Consider the following 26,357-nt stretch of genomic DNA (forward strand, 5'->3'; position numbering starts at 1 on the left):
GGGTGTTGGGTTCCTAGGGATCGCGATGAAGGTCGCTTCTACCTATTGGTTTCGGCGGCTAGGTTGGCTTCGAGTTGGGTTTGGATGGTCCAGAGACGACGGTAGAGGCCGTCCTCATGAGTCAGGCTATCGTGCGTGCCGGATTGGGTAATCTTTCCGTTTTCGAGAACGACGATCTTGTCGGCGTGGGCGAGAGTGGAAAGTCGGTGCGCGATAACGATGGTGGTTTGCTTGCCGTGCCTCTTTTGGAGCGCTCCGATGATCGAGGACTCGGTTTCGTTATCAACGGCGCTGAGGGCATCGTCGAGCAGCAGGATAGGCGGATTACGCAAGAGGGCGCGGGAAATGGCGACTCGCTGGCGTTGTCCACCGGAGAGGGTGATTCCCTTTTCACCAATCTCTGTATCGTAGCCATCTGAGAACCCGCGTATGGTATCGTGAATACACGCCATGTTGGCGGCTTTTTCGATATCGGCTTGTTGAGCGTCGTTGACTCCAAACTGAATGTTGCTGCGGATGCTGCGGGAGTATAGGAAGGGCTCTTGCAGGACGACGCCGAACTGGGCTCGCAGAAATGCTCTGTCGAGTTCCTTGATGTCCATGCCGTCGAGTTTTACTTCGCCGCTGTTACAATCGTAGAAACGGAGCAGCAGGTGCATGAGCGTTGTTTTGCCCGAGCCGGACGGGCCGAGAATAGCGAGGGTTTCGCCGGGCTCGACGCATAGATTTATTCCTTCAACGGTGGGGTCTGACTTGTCGTGAGCGAAGGAGACGTTCTTGAATTCGATACGGCCTGATACCGGTTCTTCGGGAGCGAGCTTGATCTCGTCGCCTTCCGTTTCGAAAGGCTCGCTGAGGATTTCGTTGATGCGTTGCAGAGCGACGGCAGTTTTTCCGAAGTCGGTGAGGATGCGGCCGATCATGCGTACGGGCCAGAGAACCATGTTGAGTAGGGCAAGGAAGGCGAAAATGGTGCCTATGGATACGGTGCCTTGCAGAGCGAGGTAAGTGCTAGCAATGAGGGCGATTCCGATTTGGGTGAGGCTGGCGATGTCCGCCACGGACCAAAACCAAGCCATTATATTGATGAGCTTGATGCTGGAATCTCGATACTCGGAATTGGGTTTTTCGAACTTTTCGATCTCAAAATCGTGGCGCCCGAAAGCTCGCACCACGCGAATGCCGGTGATGTTTTCTTGCACGACCGAGGTGAGACGACCTTCGGCTTCATCGACCTCGGTGAAGAGGTGTTTGACCTTCTTAATATAGAGATAGCTGTAGAGGATGATGACCGGAATCAGGGCCATGGACGCGATGGTGAGGCCGACGTGCATGGACAGCATGATAGGAAGGACGGTGACGATGAGGATGAGCCCGCGTCCGATTTCCACGATATGGGCGGCGAGGAAAATGCGGGTTGTCTCCACGTCGGAGGTGCAGCGTTGTACGAGGTCGCCAGTTTGGGTCTGGTCCAAGTGCCGGTTGCTCATGCGCTGGATGTGGTTGTAGAGCTGGTCCTTGAGGCGCTTGCAGATACCGTCGGAGGCCTTGGCGGCGGCGAGCTTCTGGTAATAATTGAAGAGACCACCCAGAGCAGCGAAAACGAGCATGGCGACGGCAGGTACCCAAAGGTTGTCGGTGACGAGCTCGGCACCGCCGATGAGTTTCATGACCAGCTTGAGGAGCGGCTCCTCGTAGTCTGACTCGTCTGTCAGCACATAATCGATGGTGGCGCTTCCTATGAGGGGGACGACGAATTGGAAGGCAGTGGATGCGAATAGGGCGAGGGCCGCCCAGAGGTACATGCTGCGGAACCCGGAGATAAGGGTCCAAACGAGCTTGGGTCCGGACAAGGTTTTGCCGGAGTCGTCGTGTAGTTTTAAAGTCATTGTCCGCGAAGAGTTGGAAGAGTTGTTTTGAACGATGAACGCTACGGTTCGGCTTCAAACGCGGACAAAAAAGAGGCCCGCCGTTAGGCGGGCCAAGGGATGGGAGGGAAATTGTGTGTGCGGCCCGCGAATTTTTGACGAGCCTTCCGATCTGCTAAGTCCTAGAAGTGCTCGTGCCCCGATGAGAGGCGTGGATTAATATTGGTTACCGTGAGCTTCATAGTCTTAAGTTTGATCAGCAGTCTGAAAAAGTTAAGTTCAGCGAATAAAGATGGACGAAACAGTTCAGGCAAGAAAAAGTTTTATGGAACTACACTTGTAGTGCTGAGGGTAAGACAGAATTTGTTGGATTCCGGGTCAGGGAAGGTGAAATCAGGGCAATGAGGAAGAATGATGGATACGTTGGGCGGATCGCGCCGACTCCGACGGGCTTGATGCATTTGGGGCATGCGTGCACGTTTTTGGAGGCGCAGCGTCGCTCGGTGGAATTTGGAGGGCTGCTCTTTCTCCGTATCGAAGATTTGGATCAGGCTCGATGCAAAGAAGAGTTTGTGCAGGCGCTTGAAGAAGACTTGGCTTGGGTGGGGTTGCGCTGGGAGGTGGACGTTTGGCGGCAGAGCGAGCGTTTGGGTTGCTTTCGAGCGGTGTTGCAGCGTTTGCGGGATGCGGGAGTGGTGTACCCGTGCACTTGTTCCCGCAAGGATGTGGCGGAGGCGATCCGTGCTCCGCATGCGGAGGGGCAAGAGCCGATTTACCCGGGTACGTGCCGGGAAAGTGGCTTGCCTATGGAAGACGAAGCAGAGGCTTTAGCCATCAATTGGCGCTTTCGAGTGCCCGACGGAGAGGCGATCAGCTTCGTTGATGGGAGACTGGGAGAGCAGCGATTTGTGGCGGGGCAAGATTTTGGCGATTTCCTTGTTTGGCGGAAGGATGGCTTTCCATCCTACGAACTTGCGGTGGTTGCGGACGATATTGCTCAAGGAATCACCGAAGTCGTGAGGGGGGAGGATCTGCTGGCATCAACGGCTAGGCAGTTGTTGCTATACCGGGCTCTAGGGGAGATGGCACCAGCGTTTTACCATTGTCCTTTAATTCTGGATACGGAAGGCAAACGGCTTGCCAAGCGGGCGGGGGCTCTAGGGCTCCGAGAGCTGCGGGCCCAAGGTGTGGCGCCAGAGGAGCTAATTGGGTTGGCTCGGAGAACTTAGTTGATTTTGTCCGATACGTGGAGTGAGGATGATAGTGCATGGCATTCTCCATCGAATTCCTACTTTTGTCCACGGTCTCGCTCTTCACGATTGTGAATCCGTTTTCGGCCGTGCCTGCCTTTCTGGCGATCACCCCGGGTGAAACGGTGCTAGAGCGCAGGGCTGCGGCGCGAATGGCCTGCATCATCGGGACCTGCTTGCTGATTCTTACGGCATTGGCCGGGGAATTCGTTTTTCGTTTGTTGGGAATCACTTTGCCCGCTTTGCAGATAGCAGGTGGGATTATCCTATTCTCGATCGGCTTCGAAATGGTGAGGGCTCCCGATGCTCCGAAGCGTTTGAACGAAAGTGAGCGGGAGGCCGCGCGGGAGAAAGAGGATATCGCGGTGACTCCTTTAGCTGTACCACTTTTGTGTGGCCCTGGCTCAGTCTCGACGGTGATTATACTAGAGAGTCAGTCTTCCTCTGTTTGGGAGAGTGGAATGCTGGTGGTGAGTATTGCGGTGGTTTATCTTGCGTGTTTCCTGATCCTGAGCGCTTCGGCTAAGGGTGGGGATTTCCTGAATCCAATTTTGCTGAGAATCCTACGCAGAGTGATGGGGCTGCTCTTTGCGGTTATCGCGGTGCAGTTCGTTGTCAATGGAGTGACGAAGCTGCCATTTGTCGAAGGGGATGTGGAACCGCCGTTGGTTGAGGATGCCGGAGGGAAGTGAGAACTGCTGGGGTACGGCGAGCTCGACGTACGCGCGGCTAAAGCGCCGCGCTGCATTATGATAGGGTGAAGGTCGGCATCGCTTTGGCTTTGCGAACGATATCGAGGGCTTGTTTCTCGGCTCTGCGCATGAGGGCTCGGTCGGAGTCCTCGATATCGTCGAATCCGCAGAGGTGCAAGTAGCCGTGGATGAGGTAGAGCGAGAGCTCGTCGGTGAAATGCAGCTTTTCCCTTTTGGCGAACTCTTTGGCGACTTGCGGGCAGACGATGATCTCGCCAGCTTGGTCGAGATCGGGATCGGCAGGGAAGGTTATCACGTCCGTGGGGGAGGGGTCCCCCATGAACTGATCGTGGAGTTGGGCGATGTAGTCTTTCTCGACGAAAGCGATGGAGAGTTCTCCCAGCGGGGCGTCGAATGCACCGGCCTTGTCAAGGACTCGGATGAGGCGTTCTATATCGGATTCTTCGTATCCGAGGTTTGGACAAAGACTATTTACTTGTACTCGCGCTGGTGCGTTCTGTTTTTCGCTCATCCGACTTGGTCGAGGATTTCTTGGGGGCTTTCTCACCGCTTTTTTGCCCGGGATACGCAATGCGCGTGTGGAGTGAGTTGAGCAGGGTGAAGATGAATGACTCGCGCACCTTGGCGACTTCGGCGATGGTGATCGGGCAGTCGTTAAGCTGTCCGTCGTCGATGTTGGCGGCGAAGATCCGGTCGACGAGTTCCTCTACGTTTTGCGGAGTGACTTTAGAGAGGGAGCGGGAAGCGGCTTCCACGGAGTCGGCTAGGAGGATGACCGCGCTTTCCTTGAACTGGGGTTTGGGTCCGTCGTAGCGATAGGTGGACTCTTGGACGTGCGATGTGTCCTCCGCTTGTTGCTTGGCCTTGTGGAAGAAGAAGCGAATCAGATTGGTACCGTGATGCTGGCGGATAACATCGATGATGGGGCGTGGCAGCTTGTAAGTGAGGCCGAGGTCGACGCCTTCCTTGACGTGGGATTTGATGACAAGAGCGGAGAATGAGGGGGTCTTCTCGTCGTGTGGGTTGTAGCCGTCGAGCTGGTTTTCGGTGAAATACTCGGGCTTAACGAGCTTGCCGATGTCGTGGAACATACAAGCCACACGAGCGAGCAAGCCATTAGCCTCGATGGCGTTAGAAGCGTTTTCGGCGAGGTTGGCCACCATGAGCGAGTGGTGCCAGGTGCCGGGCGCTTCCAGCTGCATGCGACGCAAGATTGGGTGGTTGTAGTCCGATAGCTCGAGCAAGGTGATGTCTGTGGTACGTTTGAAGAGGCCTTCTAGGATTGGCAGCACTCCGACCACGACTACGCCTTCGATGAGTCCGGTGGCTAGTCCGCCCGTCATTTGGTAGATGAGGGTCGACCAAGGAAGCCCATCCACGAAATTGAAGAGAAGGGTAAAGGTGGCGACGCTCAAGCCGGCGAAGAACCCGGCTGTGACCACGCGTCCGCGTTTGCGGAGGTTTCGAGAAACGTAGATGGCTACGGTGGAGGCCAGGAAAGACATGACCAGCAGGTCGAGGCGGTTACCGAACATGACCGCTGTGAAGAGGCTGATCATGAGGGCCATCAAGAGCCCTGGTCCGGTTCCGATGAGGATTGCCACGAGCATCGGCGCTAGGACGGTAGGCGTGATGTATGGGAGGATGGCCGAGAGCTGGTTGTTATACAGGAACGTTTCGACATTGCCCAGTTCGAAGCAGGTGCGGACTAGCAGCAGGTTGACGAAAACCACGAGGGAAAGCAGGGCGAGTCGGCCGTTTGACTGGAAAGTGCGACGGTGTTCGAGGCGGATGTAAAAGGTCGCCGCGATAACCATGGCCAGTACGAGAAGAATGCGGCCGATGAGTTGATTGTCTACCGTGCCTGCGTTCTTGTCGGCAAGATGGCGTTGGTACTCGCGGAGTTGCTCGTGCTGCTCCTGGGTTACGGGTTGCCCCGGCTCGATGATCGAGGCCCCTTCCTGGACGTTGACAATGACGGGCTTGAGGGAGGCGAGCAGTTCTTGGCGCCGGATTTCCATTTCGGCTTCGCTCTTGCGGAGGTTGGGTTTGAGGGCGTCGCGGAAAATGCGGATGACGGCATCTGCAGTTTGGGGTTGGACATTGGCGGCGCGAAGGTTGATGCGCACGGAGCGAAGGGCGTCCTCGATGGATTCGACGCGTTTCTGCCCTATTTTGTTTTCTTGGTTGGCGATGTGGAAGATGGCCACAGCGCCCAAGCTGAATTTGAAGGTCGGGTCGTTTTCGTCGTAGATGCCGAGCTTGAAGCTCTCCTCAATACTGACGAGTCCCGTATCGATCAGGTTTCTCAAGGTCTTCTGATCGGTGCTATTGATGATCTGGGACAGGTTTTCAGGAGTGAGGCGGTAGTTGCCTTTGGAATTGAATTCGTTGGCAAGGGCGACAATGCGGCTTTGAGCCTGACCAACGATGAGGTCGTCCTTAATTTCGCGGAAGTCGCCGACGGCTCTGACCAACTCTCTTACATGCTTTTCGAATGTTTGGTAGGGCTCCATGGTTATTCGATAAACGTGGGGTGCCTCCTTTAGTAGCTGTTGGCGGCGGCGTTCGGTAAGAATGGGCGAACTGTAGGAAAAGGCCTCTGCGGCGACGATGCGGATGGATGCGACCTGATTCGGGAGGATTTGGAAGCCGCTCGGCTTGATGCCGACGAAACTTGTTACCACGATCAGGGCCACGGTGGTCAGGAAGACAAGACCGCCCACAAGGGAGCTCTCCTCGAGGAAGCGAGGGAGGATGGATGGTGTCTCGGTGCGACGCTTCCTTTTCTTAGGAAATGTCTTTTGAAACCATACCTTTAGTTGCTCGGAGACGGGCATACGTGGAAAGACTCTTTGTGTGTAAAATGATTCAAATTCGGGCTTGGTTTACCCTTATTGGTGCGTGTCGCGGTAGCGGTCGTAGGCTTGGATGATCTTTTGTACGAGGTGGTGCCGGACGACGTCGCCCGCTTCGAAAAAGTGGAAGTTGATGCCTTTCAGGTCTTTAAGTATATTTTTAACTTCGAGGAGTCCCGACGTCCGATGCTTAGGAATATCGACCTGTGTAAGGTCTCCTGTAATTACCATGCGGCTGCCCTCGCCCAATCGGGTGAGAAACATCATCATTTGCTCGGAGGTGGTGTTCTGAGCTTCGTCTAGCACTACGAAAGAATTGCTCAGGGTGCGGCCGCGCATGTAAGCAAGAGGAGCGATTTCGATGATGCCTCGCTCGGTGAGCTTTTCGATATCCGAAGGACTGAGCATGTCATTGAGGGCGTCGTAAAGCGGGCGGAGGTAGGGAAGGATTTTCTCCTGCAGGTCGCCGGGAAGAAAGCCGAGCGTTTCGCCCGCCTCGACTGCAGGACGGCTGAGGATGATGCGTTCGACTTTGCCTTCGATGAGCATGGATACAGCGGCAGCCATGGCGAGATAGGTTTTACCTGTACCTGCAGGTCCTATGCCGAAGACAACGTCGTTTTCGAAGATAGAGCGGAGGTACTGTTTTTGGCTTAAGGTCTTGGGAACGATACTCTTACGTTTCGTCTTAATGACGGTACCTCGCTCGAAAAGCGAGCGAAGCTCATCTTGTCGGCCTTCGCGGACGCCCGTGACTGTCTTTAGGAAATCTGCGTTCTTAACGGTGAGCCCCTGTTCGCGGCCTTCGAGGAGAAGTTCAAAGACGTCTGCTATGGCCGTTATCGCATCCTCCGATTCTGCATCTACCTGAATCCAGTTGTCGCGCGAAACGACGGTAGCTTGGAAGGTGGTTTCCAACAGTTCGAGGTTTTCCTCATCGCTGCAGTAGAGCTCGCTCAGTTGTCGCGGGCTTTGAAAGTGAATCTTGCGGGACGGCATTGGGAAGTGGTGAGTAGTGAGTGGTGAACTTTTAGCAAGCGGCAGTCGCTAGATTCACTCTCTAAAACTCGTTCTTCAGAACTTCTTTTAGGTGGTCCCACATAGCTTCGAGCGATTGAGGGAGGACACGGGTTGACCCGAGGACCGGCATGAAGTTGGTGTCGCCGTTCCAGCGAGGGACGACGTGTTGGTGCAGGTGCTTGGGGACGCCGGCACCGGCTGCCTCACCGAGGTTGATGCCGATGTTGAATCCGTTTGGTTGCAGCGCTTTGGCGAGGAGGTTCTTTGCTTTCAGGGTCGTTTTGGTGAAACAGAGTAGCTCCTCGTCGCTAAGGTCCTCTAAGTCAGGGACTTCCTGGTAAGGAAGGATGAGCAAGTGCCCGGCGTTGTAGGGATAGCGGTTCATGAGGATGAAACTGTGTTTCTCGCGGGAGAGAATCAGGGTTTCCCGGTCGTCAACCATGTTTGGCAAGTCGACGAAAGGACGCCGTTGAGCAGGTGTCGTTACCTGCTTCACGTATTCCATTCTCCAGTATGCGTGAAGGTGATCCATCTTGAATTGAAAGGCGGAGAATAGGTTCGAGGGGTGGCTTGTCAATGAGGGCTTCGGGAGTCGCTGGGGCGCGAAGAGCAAAGCGTGAAGAGGGATTGGGAGCGGGAAGGTTGGAGGCTTGCGTTGATGGAGGAGAGTTGGTTTTGAGGGCGGGTGTTTATTTGGATCTATAGAATCCTTTTTCTTCCTCTTTGGATGCTGACATTGCCGGGTTACCTCGTGCATATCCGTAAGCGTGGCGGATATCGCAAGCGTTTCGGGACGCGTTTCGGGCGCGGCATGGATATTCCAGTAAAGCGAGCTGGAGCGAGGCGTATCTGGATCCAAGCAGTGAGCTTGGGAGAGATGTTGGCGATCGAGCCATTACTCAAGGCGCTCGCATCTGATGAGCGTATCGAGATTTACCTTACAGTTACGACGAGTACGGGTTACGCCCTAGCATTGGAGAAGTACAGCGAATTAGCAGTGGGCATCTCTTACTTTCCGATTGATTTTTATCCTTTCAGCTCACGCGTTTGGGACAGGATAGAGCCCGATATCGCGATCTGCGCGGAGACGGAGTTATGGCCTGAACATACGCATCAGGCTGTCAAACGAGGCATTCCTTTCCTGTTGGTGAACGGCCGTCTTTCTGATCGTTCCTTCAAACGAGCGATGAAGTTGCGAGGGTTTTTCCGTACTGTACTCTTGAATACGGCTCAGGTCTACGCCTGCTCGGAACTCGATCGGGATCGCTACGTCGCATTGGGGGCTCCATCGGAGCGTGTCGTGACGACGGGCAATATTAAAGTAGATGTAGCCATCGAACCAGTACTCGATCCGGTCACCTGCTCCTCGATGAGGGCGGAGATGGGAATCAGCGATGGCTTCTTGCTGTTAGGGTCTTCGACATGGCCGGGCGAAGAAGAGATGTTGATCGACGCGTTTCGAGCGGTTCGCGAACATGACGACCGAGCGCGTCTCATGATCGTGCCACGACATGCCGAGCGTCGCCACGAGATCGAGGCGATGCTGCGTGAACGTGCCAGCGATTTAGCGTTTCACTTCAAGAGCCGAGGATTACCGGAAAGGGAGCTGGATATCTTGATTGCCGATACGCACGGCGAGTTGCGAGCCCTGACGCAACTGGCCGACCTCGCATTTATAGGCAAGTCGCTGCCGCCGCACACCGAAGGTCAGACTCCGGTCGAGTGCGGAGTGTTGGGAAAGGCTATGGTTTTTGGAAGTGGCATGTCGAATTTCAGGAGCATCCGCGAAGGGCTTTTGCAGTATGGGGCAGCGCGGGAAGTGAGCGACGAAGCGGAGGCGATCGCTACAATCTTGGATTTGAGTCAGGACCCGGCTAAACGCGGGAAAATGGGAGAGGGCGGGAAGGCTTGGCACGCGAGTTGTAAAGGCGCGGTTGAGCGTACGGTAAAAGGAGTGCTCAGCTGGCTGGATCGCTAGCGCTCGCATCTTGACAGGGCGGGTGAATATTAGGTTTAAACGCTGATATGGCAGACAAATCCGATAAGTGGTCAGACAACGCAGCCGGTAAGTTTTACGTAGATGAGCAGTGCATAGACTGTGATCTCTGCCGTGAAACCGCCCCAGACTTTTTCACTCGTAACGACGACGAAGCCTACTCTTTCGTGCATAAGCAGCCTACGGACCAAGATGGTATCGATCTCTGTATGGAGGCTCTCGAAGGGTGCCCGGTCGAAGCGATTGGTGACGACGGGGAAGAGTAGTTCACCACGGTTACAATCGCCAAGAATTCCAAACGCGTTCCTTCACGGGGACGCGTTTTTTCGTGAGGCTAGCCGAGGTGAAAACGGAATGATCTAAACCTCTAGCGAAATGCTCCGAGGTAAAGCTTCGTTTGATATTCGAAACGGACTGTGCCGCCAGCTTGGTGACGGTCGAATAGCGACTTTAGTTCGCGAAAGAATGCTTGATGCTGGGGATGTCCCGAAGCGGGGACGTAGGAAGAGGATTCGCAGCGTCCGCGCAGTCCCCGCCAATCAAAGACTTGCGCGTTTTCGAAACTGTAGGTTGTCACCGGATTTGGAGAGAAAAACTCGCTTATCAATTCAGCGCTGATGTTCGTATGGTTGACGCGATTATAGTCGGTAGCGAGATCTCGAAGCAGTGCGTCATACTCTGACAGGAAGACGCTTCCGTAAGTGAGTCGTTCGTTCCAGACGAGCGCGACCCGGCCGCCCGGTCGCAGTATTCGGGTAATCTCTATCTTGCAGGGCTCGCGTTCGAACCAGTGGAAAGCTTGGGCGGCGACTGCGAGATCGAAGCTGGCGTCAGGGAGCCCAGTCGATTCAGCTGGCGCGTCGATAGATCGATAAGAAGGGAAGGAGCGGAGCGTGGTTTCCGCAGCTTCCCGCATGGGAGCGTTCGGCTCCACGGCGGTGACTTGAAGTCCTTGCTCGAGTAGTAGTTTGGTGAATATTCCGGTACCGGAGCCGAGATCTACAAGTTGGGATCGAGAGGTCAGTCCTGCCTTTTGAATGAGGGTTTCCAGCAACGAAGCTGGATAGCTGGGCCGGTATTTTTGATAGGTTTCGACGCGATCGGAGAAGCGATTTTTAGGTTCGTCGGACATCTAGGAGAAACGTTTCCATAGGGAAGGAGCGAAAAGCGCGATGACGGCGTAGAGTTCCAGTCGCCCCATAATCATAAGGAGTGAGAGAAAGAGCTTCGTATGGTAATGCAGAAATCCGAAGTTTTCAGTGGGGCCTACTTCTGCGATGCCCGGTCCGACATTGAAGAGGCAGGCGAATACGATACTGAGGTTCGTATCCACTTTATGGGACGTTTCGAAAATCGATACGAGGAGGATGGAGCCGCATATGACGCTGGCGATAAGCACTAGGTAGGAGTTAACCTCGCTTACTGCCTGCGGGCTAAGCGTATTTCCGTTCACCCGGATCTGGCGCACGACACGGGTGCGGAACGAGCGTTCGACGCTGACGATTGATTGTCGTAAGGCGATCACTAGCCTGGAAATTTTGATGCCCCCAGCGGTCGAGCCTGTGCAACCGCCTACGAGCATGAGGAAGAGCAACATCATTTGGGGAAGTGAAGTCCACTTGGTGAAGTCCTCTGTGGCGAACCCAGTAGTTGTCATGATGGATACCACTTGGAAGGTGCCAGCACGGATGGCGTGCTCGGTGGACCAGCCCGTCCCGTCGAAGCGGAGGAAGACGCTGACTAATATACTGGCAATGACGAGGATCGTGAGGTAGGCAGCGAATTCTGTATTTCTTAACACAACGCGGAAACGGCCCGTGCAGAGACGAAGGATTAGGATGAAGTTCAATCCGGCGAGGGCCATAAAGATTATCGATATCCACTCGACGGCAGGGCTTGAAAAGGCGGCGAAACTCGCGGACCGAGTGCTAAAACCGGCAGTCGAAACAGTGGTGAAGGTGTGGCAGATGGCGTCGAACCACGACATGTCAGCGCCCCAGTATGAGAGGCAGCAGGCAGTCGATAGCCCCAAATAGACCCAAACCAACTTTGCCACTGTGGACTGTATGCGACTTTCCTCGAACTCCGTAACGGAACCGGAGGCCTCGTTCGCGTAGAGCATCTTAGCTCCTACTCCGATGAACCCGAGAACGGCGACGAAGAATACGACGACGCCCATGCCTCCGATCCATTGGCTAAGGCAACGCCAGAACATCAGGCTCGGAGCGAATCCCTCTAGGTTATCATAGACGGAGGCTCCGGTGGTCGTGAGTCCAGAAGCGCTTTCAAAGATAGCGTCCGCTAAGGTGCTCTCCGGAAGGACCATGCCGTATGGAATCGATCCGATCAGGCTTGCGAGCAACCATGCCAGCCCGATGGTGCAAAGTGCTTCTTTGCGGAAAAACTTTTTGGTGTGTTGGCGACCTACCCAAAAAAATAGGGCAGCCGCGAAAAGCGATATTCCCAGAGAAGAGATGAACGCTTTTTGAGTATGTTCTAACTCCTTGGGAGTATCGAGTAGGTAGGCGGTGCCGAGGCAAATAGTGAAGGCGATCGCCAGGATCATCATCACGACGCCAAGCAGTTTCGATACGAGAGGAAAGTTCACTGAGCGAGATAGGGTGGGTGCAGGGCTCGGTTGTGCAAAGCGTTACTTGGTGAGCTTAAGAAGTTCTTTGATGCGGCTCTTGCAAATGATGGCGATGATGGAATCGCCGGCCTGCAGAATGTCGTCCCCCGTCGGGGTCTTGGGCATGTAGTTATGCTCGTGTCCGACGATGACGCATTCGCCCGGCCATTTAATGTCGCGTATTCGCTTGTTGGCGACGTCGGACTTTTCGGCGATATCGAGCTCGATGATGACGTTGTTGTCGACTTCTTGGCGGACTTGGTCCTCGAGCTCGATGAAGGGCTTCTTGCCGATGTAGCGGAGGACTTCGTTGGTTGCGGCGATACGAGGGGAAACCGCTAGCTCGACGCCGAGATTGGTATTCAGCTTCTCGAGGATTTCGATGTAGTCGGCGCGATTGATGGCCAGCATGGTGTGCTTGGCTCCGAGTTTGAAGGCCTGCAGGCAGGTCATGATATTGTCCTCGTCGTCCTTGCGACAGGCCACGAAAAAGTCCGAATGGCCGATCTCCTCTTCCTCTAGCACGCGAAGCAAAGTGCCGTCGCCGTGGATCATGGTGACGCTCGGGAGCCGCTCGGCGAGCGTTTGGCAAAGCTTGAGATCCTTTTCGATGATGCGTATCTTGAAGCGAGGGTTCGAGAGGAGGCGGGCGAGCGAGATGGCGATCTCGGATCCACTCAGGATGGTGACGGTGATTTTTGCCGAACCTTTGGAGGACGGGTCGAAAAGGGCCTTGGTTTCGAAAAGGGAATCCGGATGACCGAAAACGGTCACTTGGTCGCCTACGGCGAGAGTTGTATTGGCGTTTGCGACGAGGTTGCTGTCTCCGCGCTGAATGAGCCCTATGCGGATGTTGCCAGGGAGTCGCATGTCCTTAAGTGGAGTATTGCAGACTTTAGCTCCGGGCTGGATTTCGATAGACTTCACTTCGATTTGGCCGCGACCGAAGTCCTCTACGGCGACGCGTCCAGGATTACGGATACGTTTTGCAAGTTCCACGGCAGCAAGGGCTTCCGGATTTACTAGGTGGTCGATGCCGAAGTGTCGCTGGTGGTTTATGAGAGAGTTGTCGCGGTAGGTCGTATCGTGTGCTCGGGCGAAGGTCTTGGTGGCCCCAAGTGCTTTCGCGAGCGAGGCTGAGACGAGATTGGTCTCGTCGCTACTAGTCATTGCCAAGAAGAAGTCGCACCTGTTGGCGCCCGCCTTAAGGAGGGTGCCGGCCGAGGCTCCGTTGCCTTTTACCACGCGCACGTCGACCGTCTCGGAGAGCGTATTGGCGAGCGCGTCGTCGCGTTCGATCACGGTAACGTCGTGGTCGGCGATGCTCAAGGTTTCGCTCAAATGGGTGCCGACTTCGCCAGCTCCAACGATAACGATCTTCATTGGAAAGAGCGTTTAGGGGAACGTGGGTGGGTGGGCAAGAACTGCTTTTGCTTCGATTTTCGGGAGTGGGGGAGCGAATCCCAGCCAAGATCGAGGTGATTTGGGAAGGTTTCAGCGGAGAAACTCTTGTAGCAGCGTGCAGCGGGATTTGGCGTCGGAGTTGCGTACTGCCATGGCGTAGGCTGCTGGTTCGCCTACGATAATGATCTTCTTCTTCCCGCGGGTGACGGCGGTGTAGATGAGATTACGCTGCAGCATCATAAAGTGGGCTTTGAGTAGTGGAATGACCACTACGGGATATTCGCTGCCTTGGGATTTATGGATGCTTACGGCATAGGCGAGCTGCAGGTCGATCATTTCGGAGCGATCGTAGGTAGCTTCGACTCCATCGAAGTCTACGTCGAGCAAGCCGTTGACTCCGTCGAGTCCGGTGACGATGCCGATGTCTCCGTTGAAGACGTTCTTATCGTAGTTGTTGCGGGTTTGGATGACCTTGTCTCCGACCTTGTACTTCAATTGGCCAAAAGACATGACCTGGGTGCGTTTGTTGAGAGCTTCTTGCAGGGTCTGGTTGAGGTTGCCCACGCCGGCGAGGCCCTTGTGCATGGGGGCCAAGGTTTGGGCGTCAGCGATGGGGTCGAGGCAGAGCTCGCCGCGGATAAAGGTGTCGAAGACTTGGGCAACTTTTTTGGCGGCGTCGGCTTGGTCGGTGGCGATTACGAATTGGAAATCCTTTTGCGGGTCCAGCTGGCGGACGTCTTCCAGCGCGGTGGGGAGCGAGACTTCGCCTTTGTTAATGGCGTGAGCGTAGTGGACGATGGAGCTGAATTTCTTTTGGCGGAAGACAACGTCGAGGGTGACGTATCGGATTTTTCGTGACGCGATCAGGTCCTTCAGGACATTGCCTGCTCCGACCGAAGGTAGCTGGTCGATGTCGCCGACCAGGATCACGTGGGCTCTGGAGGGGATCGCGGAAAGCAATGCAGCAGCGAGGCGGGCGTCGAGCATGGAAGCTTCGTCCACGATGACGACGTCTGCGGAGAGCGGCTTGTTTTCGTTCATCACAAATCCGCCCTCGGAGGGGTCGAACTTGAGAAGCCGGTGGATGGTTTGGGCGTAAGCTCGAGTAGACTCGGCGAGACGCTGAGCGGCGCGACCGGTGGGGGCAGCGAGGAGAATCTTGGCCTTTTTAGCTTTGAGGATGGAAACGACGGCACGGAGAATGGTGGTCTTGCCCGTGCCCGGTCCGCCAGTGAGAATGAAGACTTTGTTAGCGAGCGATCCTTTGATGGCTTCTTTCTGGGAGACACCGAATTCGAAGCCTGCTTTTTCCTGGGCCCAGTCTACGGCAATGTCGCGCTTGATGGCCGGGAGTCCGCTTTCGGATTCCTTGAGGCGTTTGATGGCGAGGGCTATTTTCTCCTCTGCGAAGAAATTGTAGGGAAGCTGCAGGTAAGTTTGACCATTCAGGGCTTCTGTAGATCGGAGGGATTTAGTTGCGAGTAGGCGGTCCACGCTGGCGTGGACGACGTCTAGGTTCGCATCCAGCTTTTCGGAGGCTAGAGCACCGAGGTCTTCGAGTGGGTAAGCTGTGTGGCCGTCGTCTTGCAACTCTTGGAGCACGAACTCTATGCCAGCGTCGATGCGCTGCGGGCTGTCGTTGGGAATGCCTGTGTTGATTGCGATCTTGTCGGCGGTTTTGAAGCCGATGCCTTGGACTTCGCGAGCGGCCCGGTATGGCTCGTTGCGCAAAACCTGAGTGGCCTCCGGACCGAATTGCTTGTACATGCGCAGGCAGAGGGCTGGGGAGAGGCCGTAGGTTTGGCCGAAGATGAAGAGCTCTCGCTGCACCACCTGCTCGTCCCAAGCTTCTTTTATGGAGCGAGCTCGTTGCTTGCCGATACCGCTAACTTCTTGGAGCTTCGCGGATTCTTCGGAGATGACGCGGAGGGTGTCGTCGCCGAAGCGTTCGACGATGCGTTCGGCGAGGCCCTTGGAGACGCCTTTTACAAGTCCGCTGCCGAGGTACTTGCGTATTCCGTAAATGGATGCGGGGAGCTCGGACTTGAACCTGGTTAGCTTAAACTGCGAGCCATGCGTGGGGTGCTTTGTCCAAGTTCCTTGGATACGAAGCGTCTCGCCGCATTGAACGCCGCCGAGCTGGCCGGTTATTGTGACTTTTTCCGATCCGTCGCCTGGGCGGAGTTCGGCTATGGTGTAGTTGTTTTCTTCGTTGAAGAAGATGATGCGTTCGAGGACGCCGGAAAGGGACTCTGTATTCGAAGGGGTTGGCAAAGTAGAAGGCAGCGTGGCGTTTGAATCGCCGCGTGCAATAGTCTTCGTTCGTGTTTGCCGCTAGTTATCGTAGGCGAGCCAGTGAGCGACTTCGGCGAGCGAATCGAACACCTTGTTGGCACCTGCGTTGAGGAGTTCCTCGCGGTTATGGGAGCCAGTGGTGACGCAGATTGCGGCCATCCCGCCCACTCGAGCGGCTTCGATATCGAAAGGGGAGTCACCGATCATGGCGAGCTGATTTCCAGGGATACCGATTTTCTCGATGGCGGCCGCGGTGTACTCAGGCTGCGGCTTCCGATAAGGGGTGTCCTCGGCGCCGAGGATGAAGTCGAAGCATTCGCCATATCCTTCGTTTTCAATAATGGCACGGGAATGGACGCCAGTTTTGTTGGTGAAGATCGCGGCTTTTATTCCGGTCGAGTTGCAGTGATCGAGTAGTTCCTCGGCACCGTGGAGGACGACCACGCCTTGCAAGTGTATCTCTTCGAAGCGGCGACGCCAAATCTCTTTGCCAGCTTCAACCTGGTCAGCGGGGAGGAACTTCTGGATGGTAACTGGCATGGATCCGCCGATGCTGCGTTTCACTTTCTCCGCTGAAGGCTGCGGGAAGCCGAGCTCTCGGCAGGCGTACTGGAAACAGCGCGTGATGGTTTGGATATGGTCGACGAACGTCCCGTCGAGATCGATTAAAAGGCCGCGAATATTGCTAGGTGATACTTCCATCTTGTAGTTAGTGAAAGTGGGTGGCACCAGACGGGAAACTTGGCAAATAGCTTTTGAGCTAAATTTGGTTCGCCCTTAACTGGAACGAACATTTGCCTAATGGGACTCATTAAAAAACCGTCTTTAACCGAAACGAGGCTGGCCAACGGGGATTTTTCGCGTCCTATTGCGGTCTTTAGTCTATTTAGATATGCGTATCAAAAATTGGGGAATATTTGCTTTCATCGCTGGCTACCACGTGCTGCTACTTGCATTGCTGCCGGCGTACATTTCAGTTTTTAGCTGGGAGTCGTTGGTGCTGTTCGGTGTGACTTGGGCGATTTCGGTCTTCTCAATCACCGCTGGGTACCACCGTTTGTTCTCGCACAACACCTACAAGGCGAAGCCCGTCTACGAGTGGGCGTGCTTGCTCTCCTCAAGCTTGGCGATCGAGTCGTCCGCGCTGCAGTGGTCGCACGATCATCGGATCCACCACAGCCATGTCGACACTGACAAGGACCCTTACAGCATAAACAAAGGCTTCTGGTACGCTCACATCTGGTGGATGTTCAGTTACAGCGAGCCGATCGATAATCGCTTGGTTAAGGACTTGCTTAAAAACCCGCGAGTCATGTTCCAGCACAACCACTACGCCTTGGTCACCATCGCGGTGAACGTAGCTGTAGTGGGAATCGGCTGCTTTTTCATGCATCCGATAGCGGCGATTTTTGCTGGATTCTTCATGCGCCTCTTTGCGATCCATCACTGCACCTGGTTTATCAACAGCCTTTGTCACGTTTGGGGGGCTCGTACCTACGCCAAGGAATTGACCGCAGTGGACAACGCGATCTTAGCCCTCTTCACTTTTGGGGAAGGCTACCACAATTACCATCACACCATGGCCAATGACTACCGCAACGGGGTTCGCTGGTACCACTTCGATCCCACCAAGTGGCTCATCTGGACTTCCTCCAAGCTAGGACTCGTCTCCGATCTACGTTGGGTGAGCGATGTGAAGCTCCGCCAGATGCTCGTCAAAAAGGACAAGAATATGCTGCTTGAGCGTATCCGCCACGAGATCGATGAGACGTCCAAGGAATTGCACGTCAAGCTCGAGCATCTTTCCGATAATTTTGAAGAGAAAGCAGCGTCGTTGATGTCGATGATCCGCGAGCTGAAAAGCGCGACCGATGAGCGCCGCAAGCTGCTCGAAATCGAGATCAAGCAGCAAAAGAAGGAGCTACACGCGATGTGGAAGTCCTGGATCAAGCTTACGGAGTTTACCTCGGCTCGCTATGAGCTCGGCCACGCTCACTAGAGCGTAGGTAGGCACGCAAAAATTTACCGCTCAGCGGCTCATTCGTTTTTTCTGAATGAGCCGTTGTTTTTTTTTCCGCCCTTGCTAGGGTGCTGCGCTTTTTAAGAACCATGATCGGACTCAAGAATCTCCATCTTCGCTACGGCGAGAAAGTAATTTTCGGCGATGTATCGCTTACGATCGGCGTGCGCGACCGCATTGGTCTCGTGGGATCCAATGGAGCGGGCAAGTCGACGCTGCTCAAACTGATGCTCGACGAGATAGAGATCGATCGGGGCGAGTTCGAGAAGCCCGACTGGGTCACCCTGGGCTACCTGCCGCAGGACGGCATCGAGGTACGCGGCCGCACACTCTACAAGGAGGTGGAGACGGCTTTCGACGACGCGCTCGAGTTGCAGGCCAAGATCGACGAAGCCGATGAGAAGCTAGCTGAAATGGATACCAGTTCCGAGGATTACTACGACATGATCGACATGATCGGGGGCTGGGAACAGAAGCTCGAAGAGTACGAGCCGGAGAAAATGAAGTCGAAGATCGAGCGCGTTCTGCTAGGTCTTGGATTTGCTATGCAAGATATGAACCGGGATACGGCAGAGTTCTCCGGAGGTTGGCAAATGCGTATCGCTCTGGCAAAATTGCTCTTGCGTCAACCCTCGCTGCTGCTGCTCGACGAGCCGACGAACCACTTGGACATTATTGCCCAGAATTGGTTTGAAGACTACCTCAAGCGTTACGAGGGATCGATCATGGTGATCTCGCACGACCGGGCCTTTCTCGACGCGGTGACGAACCGCACGCTCCATCTCAGTCTTGGTAACATCAACTCCTACAAGGGGAACTACAGCTTCTACGTGAAGGAGGCTCAGGCCCGACTCGATGCCTTGCGCAAACAGAAGGCCAACCAGGAAAAGGAAATCCAACGGCAGAAGGATTTCATCAACCGTTTCCGTTCCAACGTGAAAAAGGCATCCATGGTACAGAGCCGTATCAAAGCTCTGGATAAGCTGGAGATCATCGAGTTGCCAAAGACGGAAAGGAAGATGTTCTTCCGTTTTCCAGAGCCTCCACCAAGCAGCCAAAAGGTCATTGAGTTGATCAACATGTCGAAGTCCTATGGCGAACTGGAGGTCTTCAACAATTTCAACTTCCACATCGACAAGGGCGACCGTATAGCGGTGGTCGGCGTCAACGGTGCGGGTAAGTCCACTTTGGCTCGCGTGCTGGCTGGGATTGAGCCCTTCCAGTCGGGAGAGCGGGTAGTGGGACTCAACACCGTGCTCGCTTACTTTGCCCAGCAGCAGGCGGAAGAGCTCGATCCCCAGAGGACTGCCCTCGAGGAGGTGGAAGCAGCGGCTGCGGATGCAGGGCACGAGGATGCGAATCCGCGAGCGGTACTTGGTGCGTTGCTCTTCCGCAAAGACGACGTCTTCAAGCCAACGACCGTGCTTTCAGGTGGGGAGCGAAATCGCTTGGCTCTGGCCAAAATCCTGATGAAGCGGGCCAATACTATTATTCTCGACGAACCGACCAACCACTTGGACATTCGAAGCAAGGAAACACTTCAAGACGCTATCAAGGCTTTCGAGGGGACTATCATTCTCGTGAGCCACGACCGCGACTTTCTCGACCCTCTGGTCAATAAGGTTCTTGAGGTCCGTAAAGACGGAACTCGTCTGCTGACTTGTAACGTGAGCGAGTATATCGCCCGCATCGAAGAAGAATCGTCTGGCAAACGGTAGCGCTAACGAGATCTGGCTAGTGTCACTCAGTTCGTTTGGGCGGTGCTGCATTTTTGCGGTTGGTTGATGAGGGTAACGGAAGAATCCTCTCAATCCAGTAGTCCGTTACGGAGCGCATTCTCGAAGTAATCGATATCGCCTGTATCTATAGGGAAGTGTGGGTAGGATGGGAATCTGTCTCGGTCGTAATACCTTAAATGGTCCGTCCAATTTTCAAGTTTAGCAGCATCTCGCGGATTTGCTCGATTGATGAGGCGTTCGCGTCTCAGTTCCTCGTCGCAGTGAACGAACACGCATGTTATTTTGCACGGTGTACTTAGTCTTTTTTGAACTTGTTCTGGCCACCGTTCGTTCTGCATCTCTCTGGTGAATGGACCGGTCAAGATCGCGTCCGTGTGAGGGAGGTTTTCGTCGGCAATAGCGAATAGATTCTCGTAAATCGGCTCTCGGAATATCTCTTTGAAAAAGGGGCTATCTCGATCGTCGGAGTCGCCTGTTAGCTGTTGCATCGCAGCTCTGACGATCGATTCTGTCGCGGTGTCGATATCGATAAGGCAACCCGCTGTATGTTTCGCAAGGGCGCAGGCTAGCGATGTCTTCCCCGAAGCTGGCATTCCCGTGATTATAAAGAGATGATTTCGCGTTTCCATAAGTTCTTAATCGGTGGAGGCGTCTGGTTTCCAACGCGGAATGGTAAATTTAGTGTATAGTAAGAATAAATACTTAAAGTTCAGAAAGGGCAGATTGTAGCTTTTTTTCGACCTGTATCCTGCAGACTGACAGTGATTTACGAAATTTTAGTTTTTTTTGAACGTTTTCTCGGTTTCAGTGGCTAGTCTCTCAATTGATTTGACAGTATGAGGGTTGAAGTGCTGTTTTGCTAGCTGTTCGCCGCCCGATTTACCCGACTTCGCGTGTCGACTTACTTACCCTAGCGTAGACTCATATTCCATTGACAATACCCCTGTACCGTCAGCTGCCGCACTAATTTCTTTTGGTGTATTCCGAACTGGTATTACGTTTATTTTGTTAACGTGACGCTCTCGAATGCACCCAGCTACCGCATATACAACAATGAACAAACACAACAAACAGACAAATAGATACCTATCTCCTAGAGGTGGATCGCAGAGCTTGCTCTTCGGTGCTATGCTTCTAGTTGCTCCCTTGGCCTTTGCTCAGGACGACGCAGAGGACGATGAAATCTTCGAACTGTCGCCGTTCGAAGTAACTGGTAACGAGCGTGAAGGCTACAAGGCAGTCGACACCTTGGCCGGTAACCGACTCAACACCGAACTCCGCGACATCGGCAGCGCGATCTCTGTCGTAACAACTCAGTTCTTGGAAGACACTGGTGCGACTGACAACAAGACGCTTCTACAGTACACAGTGGGTACAGAAGTAGGTAGTATCGAAGGTAACTACGCAGGTGTAGGTGACGGAGCTCTCCTTAACGAGCAGAGCCAGTTCATCAACCCGAGTGCCAACACCCGTGTTCGCGGCCTGACTTCAGCAGACAACAGCCGTGACTACTTTATTTCCGATATTCCATGGGATGGGTACAACGTAGATCGCGTTGAGTTGCAACGTGGTCCAAACTCCATCCTCTTCGGCCAAGGCAGTCCAGCCGGCTTGATTAACGTCGGCCTCCAAGGAGCGTCGTTCTCTGATGAAGGTAAGGTTGAGGTCCGTTTCGACCAGCACGGAAGTACACGCTATTCTGTCAATCTCAACCAAGCTGTCATCGAAGACGAACTCGCGGTTCGTTTGGCTGCTGTTTACGATGACGAGAAGTACAAGCAAGACCCTGCTTTCAATCGCGATGAGCGCGTATACGCAGCGCTGCGGTGGGATCCGTCCTTCCTGAACGGCGAAGGCATCCGCACCACGTTCAAGGCGAACTACGAGGAAGGCGAGGTTAAGAGCAACAACCCGCGTTCCATACCTCCAATCGATCTTATTAGTCCATGGTTCCAGTCTGGTACTTACGAAGGTGGTTTCGTTTATAATGAAACAACCGAAGAGTACGAGCCGACCCGTACCTTTAACCACTTGGACCGCGAAACCTTCAACCCATTCCAGCTTCAGGACGACAACACTGGCCGTGACAATCACGGTCAGCAGCGTCCGAGCATCAATGGAGGACCAAGAACTGGCCAGGCTAACCCAGCGTTCAATCCTTGGATTGGAAACTTTGGTCAGAGCTTTGGCGGACCTATCGCTTATTGGGGCAATTCTGAAGGTGCTCCTAACTACTTCCTCTCAGAGTGGCGTCAGCGTCGCGGCATCAACGAAGAGGGTGTAGTGACACCGGATCAGGGGATTGTATCGTTCCATCGCCAAGGAGGTATCAACACCCAATCTGCCTACGCTAGACAGGCTGGATTGCCGTTCTCGGACTTCGGTGTTTACAAGAACTACAACATGACTGACCCGACAGCGTTCGACTTCTACAACAACTTGTTGGACGGACCGAACAAGTCGGAGTGGCAGGATTTCGATTCGTTGAATCTGAATCTCTCGCAGACCTACCTCAACGACCAGATTGGGTGGGAGCTCGCTCACAACCAGCAGACCTACAACAATGGTCAGCTTAGCTTGCTCACAGACAGTCGCCAGGCCATCTACATCGACTTTATGAGTGTGTATTCTGACGGCACGCCAGACGGTTTGAACGGGGAGCCATACCAGGATGGTACTCCTAATCCAAACGTAGGTCGCGCGTTCATCAGCGATAGCGGCCAGAATGGAAACAGCACCTTCGAATCTGATAGAGAGTCCACGCGTCTCACGCTGTTTGCTACCTACGACTTCACCAAGAATGGAGATGACTCCTCTTGGAGAAGAATTTTGGGCAGTCACACGTTCACGGGTCTCCTCTCTCAGGACGAGCGCGACACGGACTCGCGTAACTTCCAGCGCTATGCAGTATTGGATCCTAGCTACCGCGAGTTTGTGGGAGCGGTAGATTCTAACAAGTTCACCGACAATCTGTTCGCCGTGAACCCTGTCATCTACATGGGGCCGTCCCTCAGCAACAGAAGCTCCTTGTCGGGTGCCAATTTGCCTGCTCTCAAGGATGTCGTTGTCGCTCCTTCCGGCAATATTCGCATCTTTGACTCAACATGGGCCCATCCGTTGGACCCAACTGCAGCTGGTTACGTAAATCCGAGCGACCCTTGGATTAACAACTACTACTTGCCGCCTTCTGAAGATTATGCTGACTTTGATCCTAATGATCCTTTGAGACTTGATACTTCGACGGAAGACCCAGACGACCTGCTCTGGCCTGATCGCCGTGAATCGACTCAGAATCTGAATCCAGAAAACTATGTCGGTTGGGTAGACTATCCTTTTGCGGTCACAGACTCGGAAGCAGCTCCAGGCAACCGTGACAGGTTGACCACAGGTGCGCGCTTGGAGAGAAGCCGTGTTGAATCCAAGGCTTTGGTCTGGCAAGGGCAGCTCTTCGACGGAGCTCTCGTAGGAACTTGGGGTATCAGAGAAGATACCGCAGAAGGTTGGTCTGTTTCTCGTAACACAGACAGCCCTTCTCCTTACACGCTACAGTATGGTCACTTGAATTTGGATCCTGAGGTTTACTCTTTGGAAGCACCAGACGGAAACTACAGCGTAATTGAAGAAACTTCGAAGAGCTGGAGTGCCGTTGCTCATCTCAACGACTTCCTCGACGACAGCCTTCCTTTGGATGTTTCACTGTTCTACAGTAACTCTACGAACTTCCAGCCGGAAGCACTTCGCGTAGATGTTTATGGTGAGCCGATTGCCCTGCCTCAGGGTGAAACGACCGACATGGGTATCTTGTTCGAATCCAAGGAAGGACGTTACTCGCTCCGTATCAACAAGTATGAAACGAAGGTCCAGAATGCCAATAGCGGTGGACTCAACGGAGCGTGGTTCCTCGGAGCTGCTCAAGCGTGGTCTGGTAATTGGGTCAATCGATTCGAATACGATTGGACCGGTGACACCATCGAGAATGCAGTTGAGGTACCTGATGAAACAAACTCTCAGTACAACTATGGTACTGCGGAAGGTGAAACCTTGGCGGATGCCCAAGCTCGCGAAGCGGCGGCAATCGCCGCATGGCGCCAGTGGCAATCCGAACTTGACCCCCGTTTCTACGAAGCATGGGGAATCGATCTAGACGCCCCTCTCGACGCGGCGAATCCTCGAGGTCTATCCGCGAGTAATCCAAATGGTTTCCAGCTCTCTGAAGACAGCGTGTCTAAAGGTTACGAAATCGAGTTTAGTGCCCAGCCCCGTGAGAACTGGAGCGTCATCATCAACGCTGCTAAGACTAAGGCTACTCGTAACAACATCGGTGGAACTAACCTTAGTGCATACGTAGCAGCCTATGAAGATACGCTTCGCAACACTGCTGCGGGTGACCTCCGAATCTGGTGGGGTGGCGCAGGTAACGAAACCGCTCTCTTCCAGTGGAACTCTAACGTCGGATCCGAGTGGACTTCGCGTAAGCTTCAGGAAGGCACCAACGCACCTGAGCTTCGCGAATGGCGCGTCAACATGATCACCAACTACGACTTCACTGACGGCGCTTTCAAGGGCTTGAACGTTGGTGGTGGTCTTCGTTGGCAGGACGAAGTGGTAATCGGCTATCGCCCAATCCAAGGTGAAACCGCAACACAAGTATCCTTCGATATCGACAATCCATATCTTGGAGGAGCTGAGACCAACCTCGACCTGTGGGTAGGCTACCAGCGTAAGCTGACCGACCGTATTGACTGGAAGGTCCAGTTGAACGTGAGAAATGCGTTCCAAGGCGAAGGTCTGATCCCGATCACAACGCAACCGGATGGTACTCCGGCTGGCTACCGAATAGCTCCAGCGGAAACGTGGTCGTTGCGTAACACCTTCGAGTTCTAAAGTAACCAATCATCACATCATTTACAGGTCGTCCTTGGTATACCCGAGGGCGGCCTTTTTGTTTTGGAGCTAAGCCGGCTGTTCGATGCTGAAGCACGAGCTACGTTGAATTATTTCGGTTGAACTAGTCTGTCGCTAGAAAATGGATACTAATTATTATCGTAGTCGGATATGCTTTCGAGGCTGTCTTATCTTGCGTGGAGCGAGTTATTCCAGTGACTTTGATGTCTAAATGATACGGACTAGAAAAACTTTCACGTTAGGGATTGTCGTACACCTTTCTATCTGTTCGTGCCAATCAGCATGGGCTGAAGCCCAGCTCGCTCCTGGGTTGCTAGCTCATTCGTTTGAGCCTAGAACAAGCCCTCAAACGAGTACTTTGTTTACGCCAGTAGAGCCGGAGCGATCCGGTATCGTAATGACGAACGAATATTCAGATCCTCGCATGTGGACAGACCGATACCAAGAGTTCGCGTTGGGAGCGATAGGTACCGGGATCACCGTGGGAGATTACGACAACGACGGTCTGCCTGACTTGTTTGTCGTCAATAAGACTGGTAAATCGATCCTTTACCGCAACTTGGGGAATTGGAAATTCGAGGATGCGACGGATGCGGCTGGCTTAGGAGAAACGGAGGGAAGCTGGGTGGACTCGATCGTGGGTATTTTTGGACCAGCGACGGAAGGGGAATCGGCAGAGAATTGGAAACAAGGAGCCACATTCGTCGATGTCGACAATGATGGTTGGCTGGATCTGTACCTATGTAAGTTTAACGCTCCGAACGTTCTCTACCTGAATGATGGAGGCGGGCGGTATGAGGCTGCTGAAAATTCTGGGCTGGAACTTCTGAGCGCCAGTGGGATGGCCTCTTTTTGCGATTTTAATCGGGACGGGTTTTTGGATGTGTATGTCCAAACGAACATGCTAGACGCGGCTCAAGCGTTTGAAGGAAGCCGTGATCGGCTGTATTTGAATAATGGTGACGCCACGTTCTCTGATATCACAGATTCTGCGGGCATATCGGAAAATACTTTGGGTCATGCGGCGATATGCTGGGATTACGATGGAGACGGTTGGCCCGATATTTACGTGGCGAACGATTTTGCGAAGCCGGATCAATTGTATCGAAACGAGAGTGGGGAAGGGAAAGTCAGATTCAGAGAAGTGATCGACGAAGTTGTTCCCTATCAGCCCTTTTCTTCGATGGGTGCGGACATCGCGGATATCAATAATGATGGGCTTATCGATTTTTTCGTAGCGGACATGGCACCCACCACTCACGAGAAGGATCAGCGAGGAATGGCGGTAACGCGACATACCATGCAGAGTGAGATCCAAAATTCGCGAAAGGCTCCACAATACATGTTTAACGCGCTCTACCTTAATACAGGCTCGGAGCGTGTCATGGAAATTTCTGCGCTTGCTGGACTTCTACGGACTGACTGGACCTGGTCGGTTCGCTTCGAGGATTTGGACTGCGATGGCTTCGTGGACTTGCACGTCACCAATGGAATGGTGCGGGAGTATCAAAACGATGATCTGCGCCAAAAAATCTTCAAAGCGGAACACCCTTCGTTTCGCATGCGTATCATGCGAGCGAGCCCATTGCTTTCGGAGTCGAACCTTGCGTTCCGCAACCTGGGTGGGCTGAGCTTCGAGCGCGTGGAGTCGTCCTGGGGT

At 53.9% G+C, this 26,357-nt stretch carries 19 protein-coding genes; 8 read left to right on the forward strand and 11 right to left on the reverse strand.

What is annotated here, in order from left to right; genetic code table 11:
- Window positions 1-38: 38 nt before the first annotated feature.
- Window positions 39-1,889 carry an ABC transporter ATP-binding protein gene (locus QEH53_RS21935; RefSeq protein WP_309025374.1) on the reverse strand — a complete coding sequence of 617 codons (1,851 nt, stop codon included), beginning with the start codon at window positions 1,887-1,889 and terminating at the stop codon, window positions 39-41.
- A gap of 380 nt (window positions 1,890-2,269) precedes the next feature.
- On the opposite strand from QEH53_RS21935, the gene gluQRS reads away from it, so the two are divergent.
- Both gluQRS and QEH53_RS21945 read left to right on the forward strand, forming a co-directional pair.
- Window positions 2,270-3,097, forward strand: a complete 828-nt coding sequence (gluQRS, locus tag QEH53_RS21940; protein WP_309025375.1) for a tRNA glutamyl-Q(34) synthetase GluQRS — start codon at window positions 2,270-2,272, stop codon at window positions 3,095-3,097.
- 38 nt (window positions 3,098-3,135) lie between these two features.
- A complete protein-coding gene (locus QEH53_RS21945; RefSeq protein WP_309025376.1) occupies window positions 3,136-3,810 on the forward strand; it encodes an NAAT family transporter in 675 nt (224 codons plus the stop codon).
- Window positions 3,811-3,865: 55 nt separating this feature from the next.
- On the opposite strand, the gene ybeY is transcribed toward QEH53_RS21945, so the two are convergent.
- The 4 genes from ybeY to QEH53_RS21965 all read right to left on the reverse strand — a co-directional run bounded on the left by ybeY (window position 3,866) and on the right by QEH53_RS21965 (window position 8,241).
- Window positions 3,866-4,342: an rRNA maturation RNase YbeY gene (gene ybeY / locus QEH53_RS21950; protein WP_309025377.1), complete on the reverse strand. Its 477-nt coding sequence runs from the start codon at window positions 4,340-4,342 to the stop codon at window positions 3,866-3,868.
- A complete protein-coding gene (locus QEH53_RS21955) occupies window positions 4,299-6,671 on the reverse strand; it encodes an HDIG domain-containing metalloprotein (RefSeq protein WP_309025378.1) in 2,373 nt (790 codons plus the stop codon). The genes ybeY and QEH53_RS21955 overlap by 44 nt, the downstream gene beginning before the upstream one ends.
- Before the next feature lie 54 nt (window positions 6,672-6,725).
- A complete protein-coding gene (locus QEH53_RS21960) occupies window positions 6,726-7,688 on the reverse strand; it encodes a PhoH family protein (RefSeq protein ID WP_309025379.1) in 963 nt (320 codons plus the stop codon).
- A 61-nt stretch (window positions 7,689-7,749) separates the two neighbouring features.
- Window positions 7,750-8,241, reverse strand: a complete 492-nt coding sequence (locus QEH53_RS21965; RefSeq protein ID WP_309025380.1) for an HIT domain-containing protein — start codon at window positions 8,239-8,241, stop codon at window positions 7,750-7,752.
- A gap of 195 nt (window positions 8,242-8,436) precedes the next feature.
- On the opposite strand from QEH53_RS21965, the gene QEH53_RS21970 reads away from it, so the two are divergent.
- Complete coding sequence (locus QEH53_RS21970; protein ID WP_309025381.1) at window positions 8,437-9,687, forward strand: glycosyltransferase N-terminal domain-containing protein; 1,251 nt, start codon at window positions 8,437-8,439, stop codon at window positions 9,685-9,687.
- A 47-nt stretch (window positions 9,688-9,734) separates the two neighbouring features.
- Complete coding sequence (locus QEH53_RS21975) at window positions 9,735-9,971, forward strand: ferredoxin (protein WP_309025382.1); 237 nt, start codon at window positions 9,735-9,737, stop codon at window positions 9,969-9,971.
- A 101-nt stretch (window positions 9,972-10,072) separates the two neighbouring features.
- Here the strand turns inward: QEH53_RS21975 and QEH53_RS21980 are convergent, their stop codons facing one another.
- The 5 genes from QEH53_RS21980 to QEH53_RS22000 all read right to left on the reverse strand — a co-directional run bounded on the left by QEH53_RS21980 (window position 10,073) and on the right by QEH53_RS22000 (window position 16,735).
- A complete protein-coding gene (locus QEH53_RS21980) occupies window positions 10,073-10,837 on the reverse strand; it encodes a class I SAM-dependent methyltransferase (protein WP_309025383.1) in 765 nt (254 codons plus the stop codon).
- A complete protein-coding gene (locus QEH53_RS21985; protein WP_309025384.1) occupies window positions 10,838-12,313 on the reverse strand; it encodes a TrkH family potassium uptake protein in 1,476 nt (491 codons plus the stop codon).
- Between the two features lie 42 nt (window positions 12,314-12,355).
- Complete coding sequence (gene trkA, locus QEH53_RS21990) at window positions 12,356-13,717, reverse strand: Trk system potassium transporter TrkA (RefSeq protein ID WP_309025385.1); 1,362 nt, start codon at window positions 13,715-13,717, stop codon at window positions 12,356-12,358.
- Between the two features lie 111 nt (window positions 13,718-13,828).
- The gene (locus QEH53_RS21995) at window positions 13,829-16,012 is read right to left on the reverse strand and encodes an ATP-dependent RecD-like DNA helicase (protein ID WP_309025386.1); all 2,184 of its coding nucleotides are present in this window, start codon (window positions 16,010-16,012) and stop codon (window positions 13,829-13,831) included.
- Window positions 16,013-16,072: 60 nt separating this feature from the next.
- On the reverse strand, window positions 16,073-16,735 hold the full coding sequence (locus QEH53_RS22000; RefSeq protein WP_309025387.1) for an HAD family hydrolase: 663 nt from the start codon (window positions 16,733-16,735) through the stop codon (window positions 16,073-16,075).
- 190 nt (window positions 16,736-16,925) lie between these two features.
- Here QEH53_RS22000 and QEH53_RS22005 point away from each other — a divergent pair, with 190 nt between their 5' ends.
- Window positions 16,926-18,032: a fatty acid desaturase gene (locus QEH53_RS22005; protein ID WP_309025388.1), complete on the forward strand. Its 1,107-nt coding sequence runs from the start codon at window positions 16,926-16,928 to the stop codon at window positions 18,030-18,032.
- 110 nt (window positions 18,033-18,142) lie between these two features.
- On the forward strand, window positions 18,143-19,771 hold the full coding sequence (locus QEH53_RS22010; protein WP_309025389.1) for an ABC-F family ATP-binding cassette domain-containing protein: 1,629 nt from the start codon (window positions 18,143-18,145) through the stop codon (window positions 19,769-19,771).
- A gap of 89 nt (window positions 19,772-19,860) precedes the next feature.
- On the opposite strand, the gene QEH53_RS22015 is transcribed toward QEH53_RS22010, so the two are convergent.
- Entirely contained in the window at window positions 19,861-20,421 is a 561-nt protein-coding gene (locus QEH53_RS22015; protein ID WP_309025390.1) for an AAA family ATPase, read from the reverse strand.
- Window positions 20,422-20,845: 424 nt separating this feature from the next.
- On the opposite strand from QEH53_RS22015, the gene QEH53_RS22020 reads away from it, so the two are divergent.
- Both QEH53_RS22020 and QEH53_RS22025 read left to right on the forward strand, forming a co-directional pair.
- Window positions 20,846-24,676, forward strand: a complete 3,831-nt coding sequence (locus tag QEH53_RS22020) for a TonB-dependent receptor plug domain-containing protein (RefSeq protein WP_309025391.1) — start codon at window positions 20,846-20,848, stop codon at window positions 24,674-24,676.
- A gap of 418 nt (window positions 24,677-25,094) precedes the next feature.
- Window positions 25,095-26,357, forward strand: a 1,263-nt coding sequence (locus tag QEH53_RS22025; protein ID WP_309025392.1) for a VCBS repeat-containing protein, incomplete at its 3' end; no start/stop codon positions are given.

Source organism: Pelagicoccus sp. SDUM812002 (assembly GCF_031127835.1).
Taxonomy (GTDB): Bacteria; Verrucomicrobiota; Verrucomicrobiia; order Opitutales; family Opitutaceae; genus Pelagicoccus.

What these genes read in the sequence shown, in the direction of transcription:
- QEH53_RS21980 (WP_309025383.1), bottom strand. Translation starts at nt 10,837, where the DNA reads ATGTCCGACGAACCTAAAAATCGCTTCTCCGATCGCGTCGAAACCTAT.
- trkA (WP_309025385.1), bottom strand. Translation starts at nt 13,717, where the DNA reads ATGAAGATCGTTATCGTTGGAGCTGGCGAAGTCGGCACCCATTTGAGC.
- QEH53_RS22000 (WP_309025387.1), bottom strand. Translation starts at nt 16,735, where the DNA reads ATGGAAGTATCACCTAGCAATATTCGCGGCCTTTTAATCGATCTCGAC.
- QEH53_RS21955 (WP_309025378.1), bottom strand. Translation starts at nt 6,671, where the DNA reads ATGCCCGTCTCCGAGCAACTAAAGGTATGGTTTCAAAAGACATTTCCT.
- QEH53_RS21945 (WP_309025376.1), top strand. Translation starts at nt 3,136, where the DNA reads ATGGCATTCTCCATCGAATTCCTACTTTTGTCCACGGTCTCGCTCTTC.
- QEH53_RS22020 (WP_309025391.1), top strand. Translation starts at nt 20,846, where the DNA reads ATGAACAAACACAACAAACAGACAAATAGATACCTATCTCCTAGAGGT.
- ybeY (WP_309025377.1), bottom strand. Translation starts at nt 4,342, where the DNA reads ATGAGCGAAAAACAGAACGCACCAGCGCGAGTACAAGTAAATAGTCTT.
- QEH53_RS21970 (WP_309025381.1), top strand. Translation starts at nt 8,437, where the DNA reads ATGCTGACATTGCCGGGTTACCTCGTGCATATCCGTAAGCGTGGCGGA.
- QEH53_RS22015 (WP_309025390.1), bottom strand. Translation starts at nt 20,421, where the DNA reads ATGGAAACGCGAAATCATCTCTTTATAATCACGGGAATGCCAGCTTCG.
- QEH53_RS21975 (WP_309025382.1), top strand. Translation starts at nt 9,735, where the DNA reads ATGGCAGACAAATCCGATAAGTGGTCAGACAACGCAGCCGGTAAGTTT.
- QEH53_RS21965 (WP_309025380.1), bottom strand. Translation starts at nt 8,241, where the DNA reads ATGGATCACCTTCACGCATACTGGAGAATGGAATACGTGAAGCAGGTA.
- QEH53_RS21960 (WP_309025379.1), bottom strand. Translation starts at nt 7,688, where the DNA reads ATGCCGTCCCGCAAGATTCACTTTCAAAGCCCGCGACAACTGAGCGAG.
- gluQRS (WP_309025375.1), top strand. Translation starts at nt 2,270, where the DNA reads ATGAGGAAGAATGATGGATACGTTGGGCGGATCGCGCCGACTCCGACG.
- QEH53_RS22005 (WP_309025388.1), top strand. Translation starts at nt 16,926, where the DNA reads ATGCGTATCAAAAATTGGGGAATATTTGCTTTCATCGCTGGCTACCAC.
- QEH53_RS21935 (WP_309025374.1), bottom strand. Translation starts at nt 1,889, where the DNA reads ATGACTTTAAAACTACACGACGACTCCGGCAAAACCTTGTCCGGACCC.
- QEH53_RS22010 (WP_309025389.1), top strand. Translation starts at nt 18,143, where the DNA reads ATGATCGGACTCAAGAATCTCCATCTTCGCTACGGCGAGAAAGTAATT.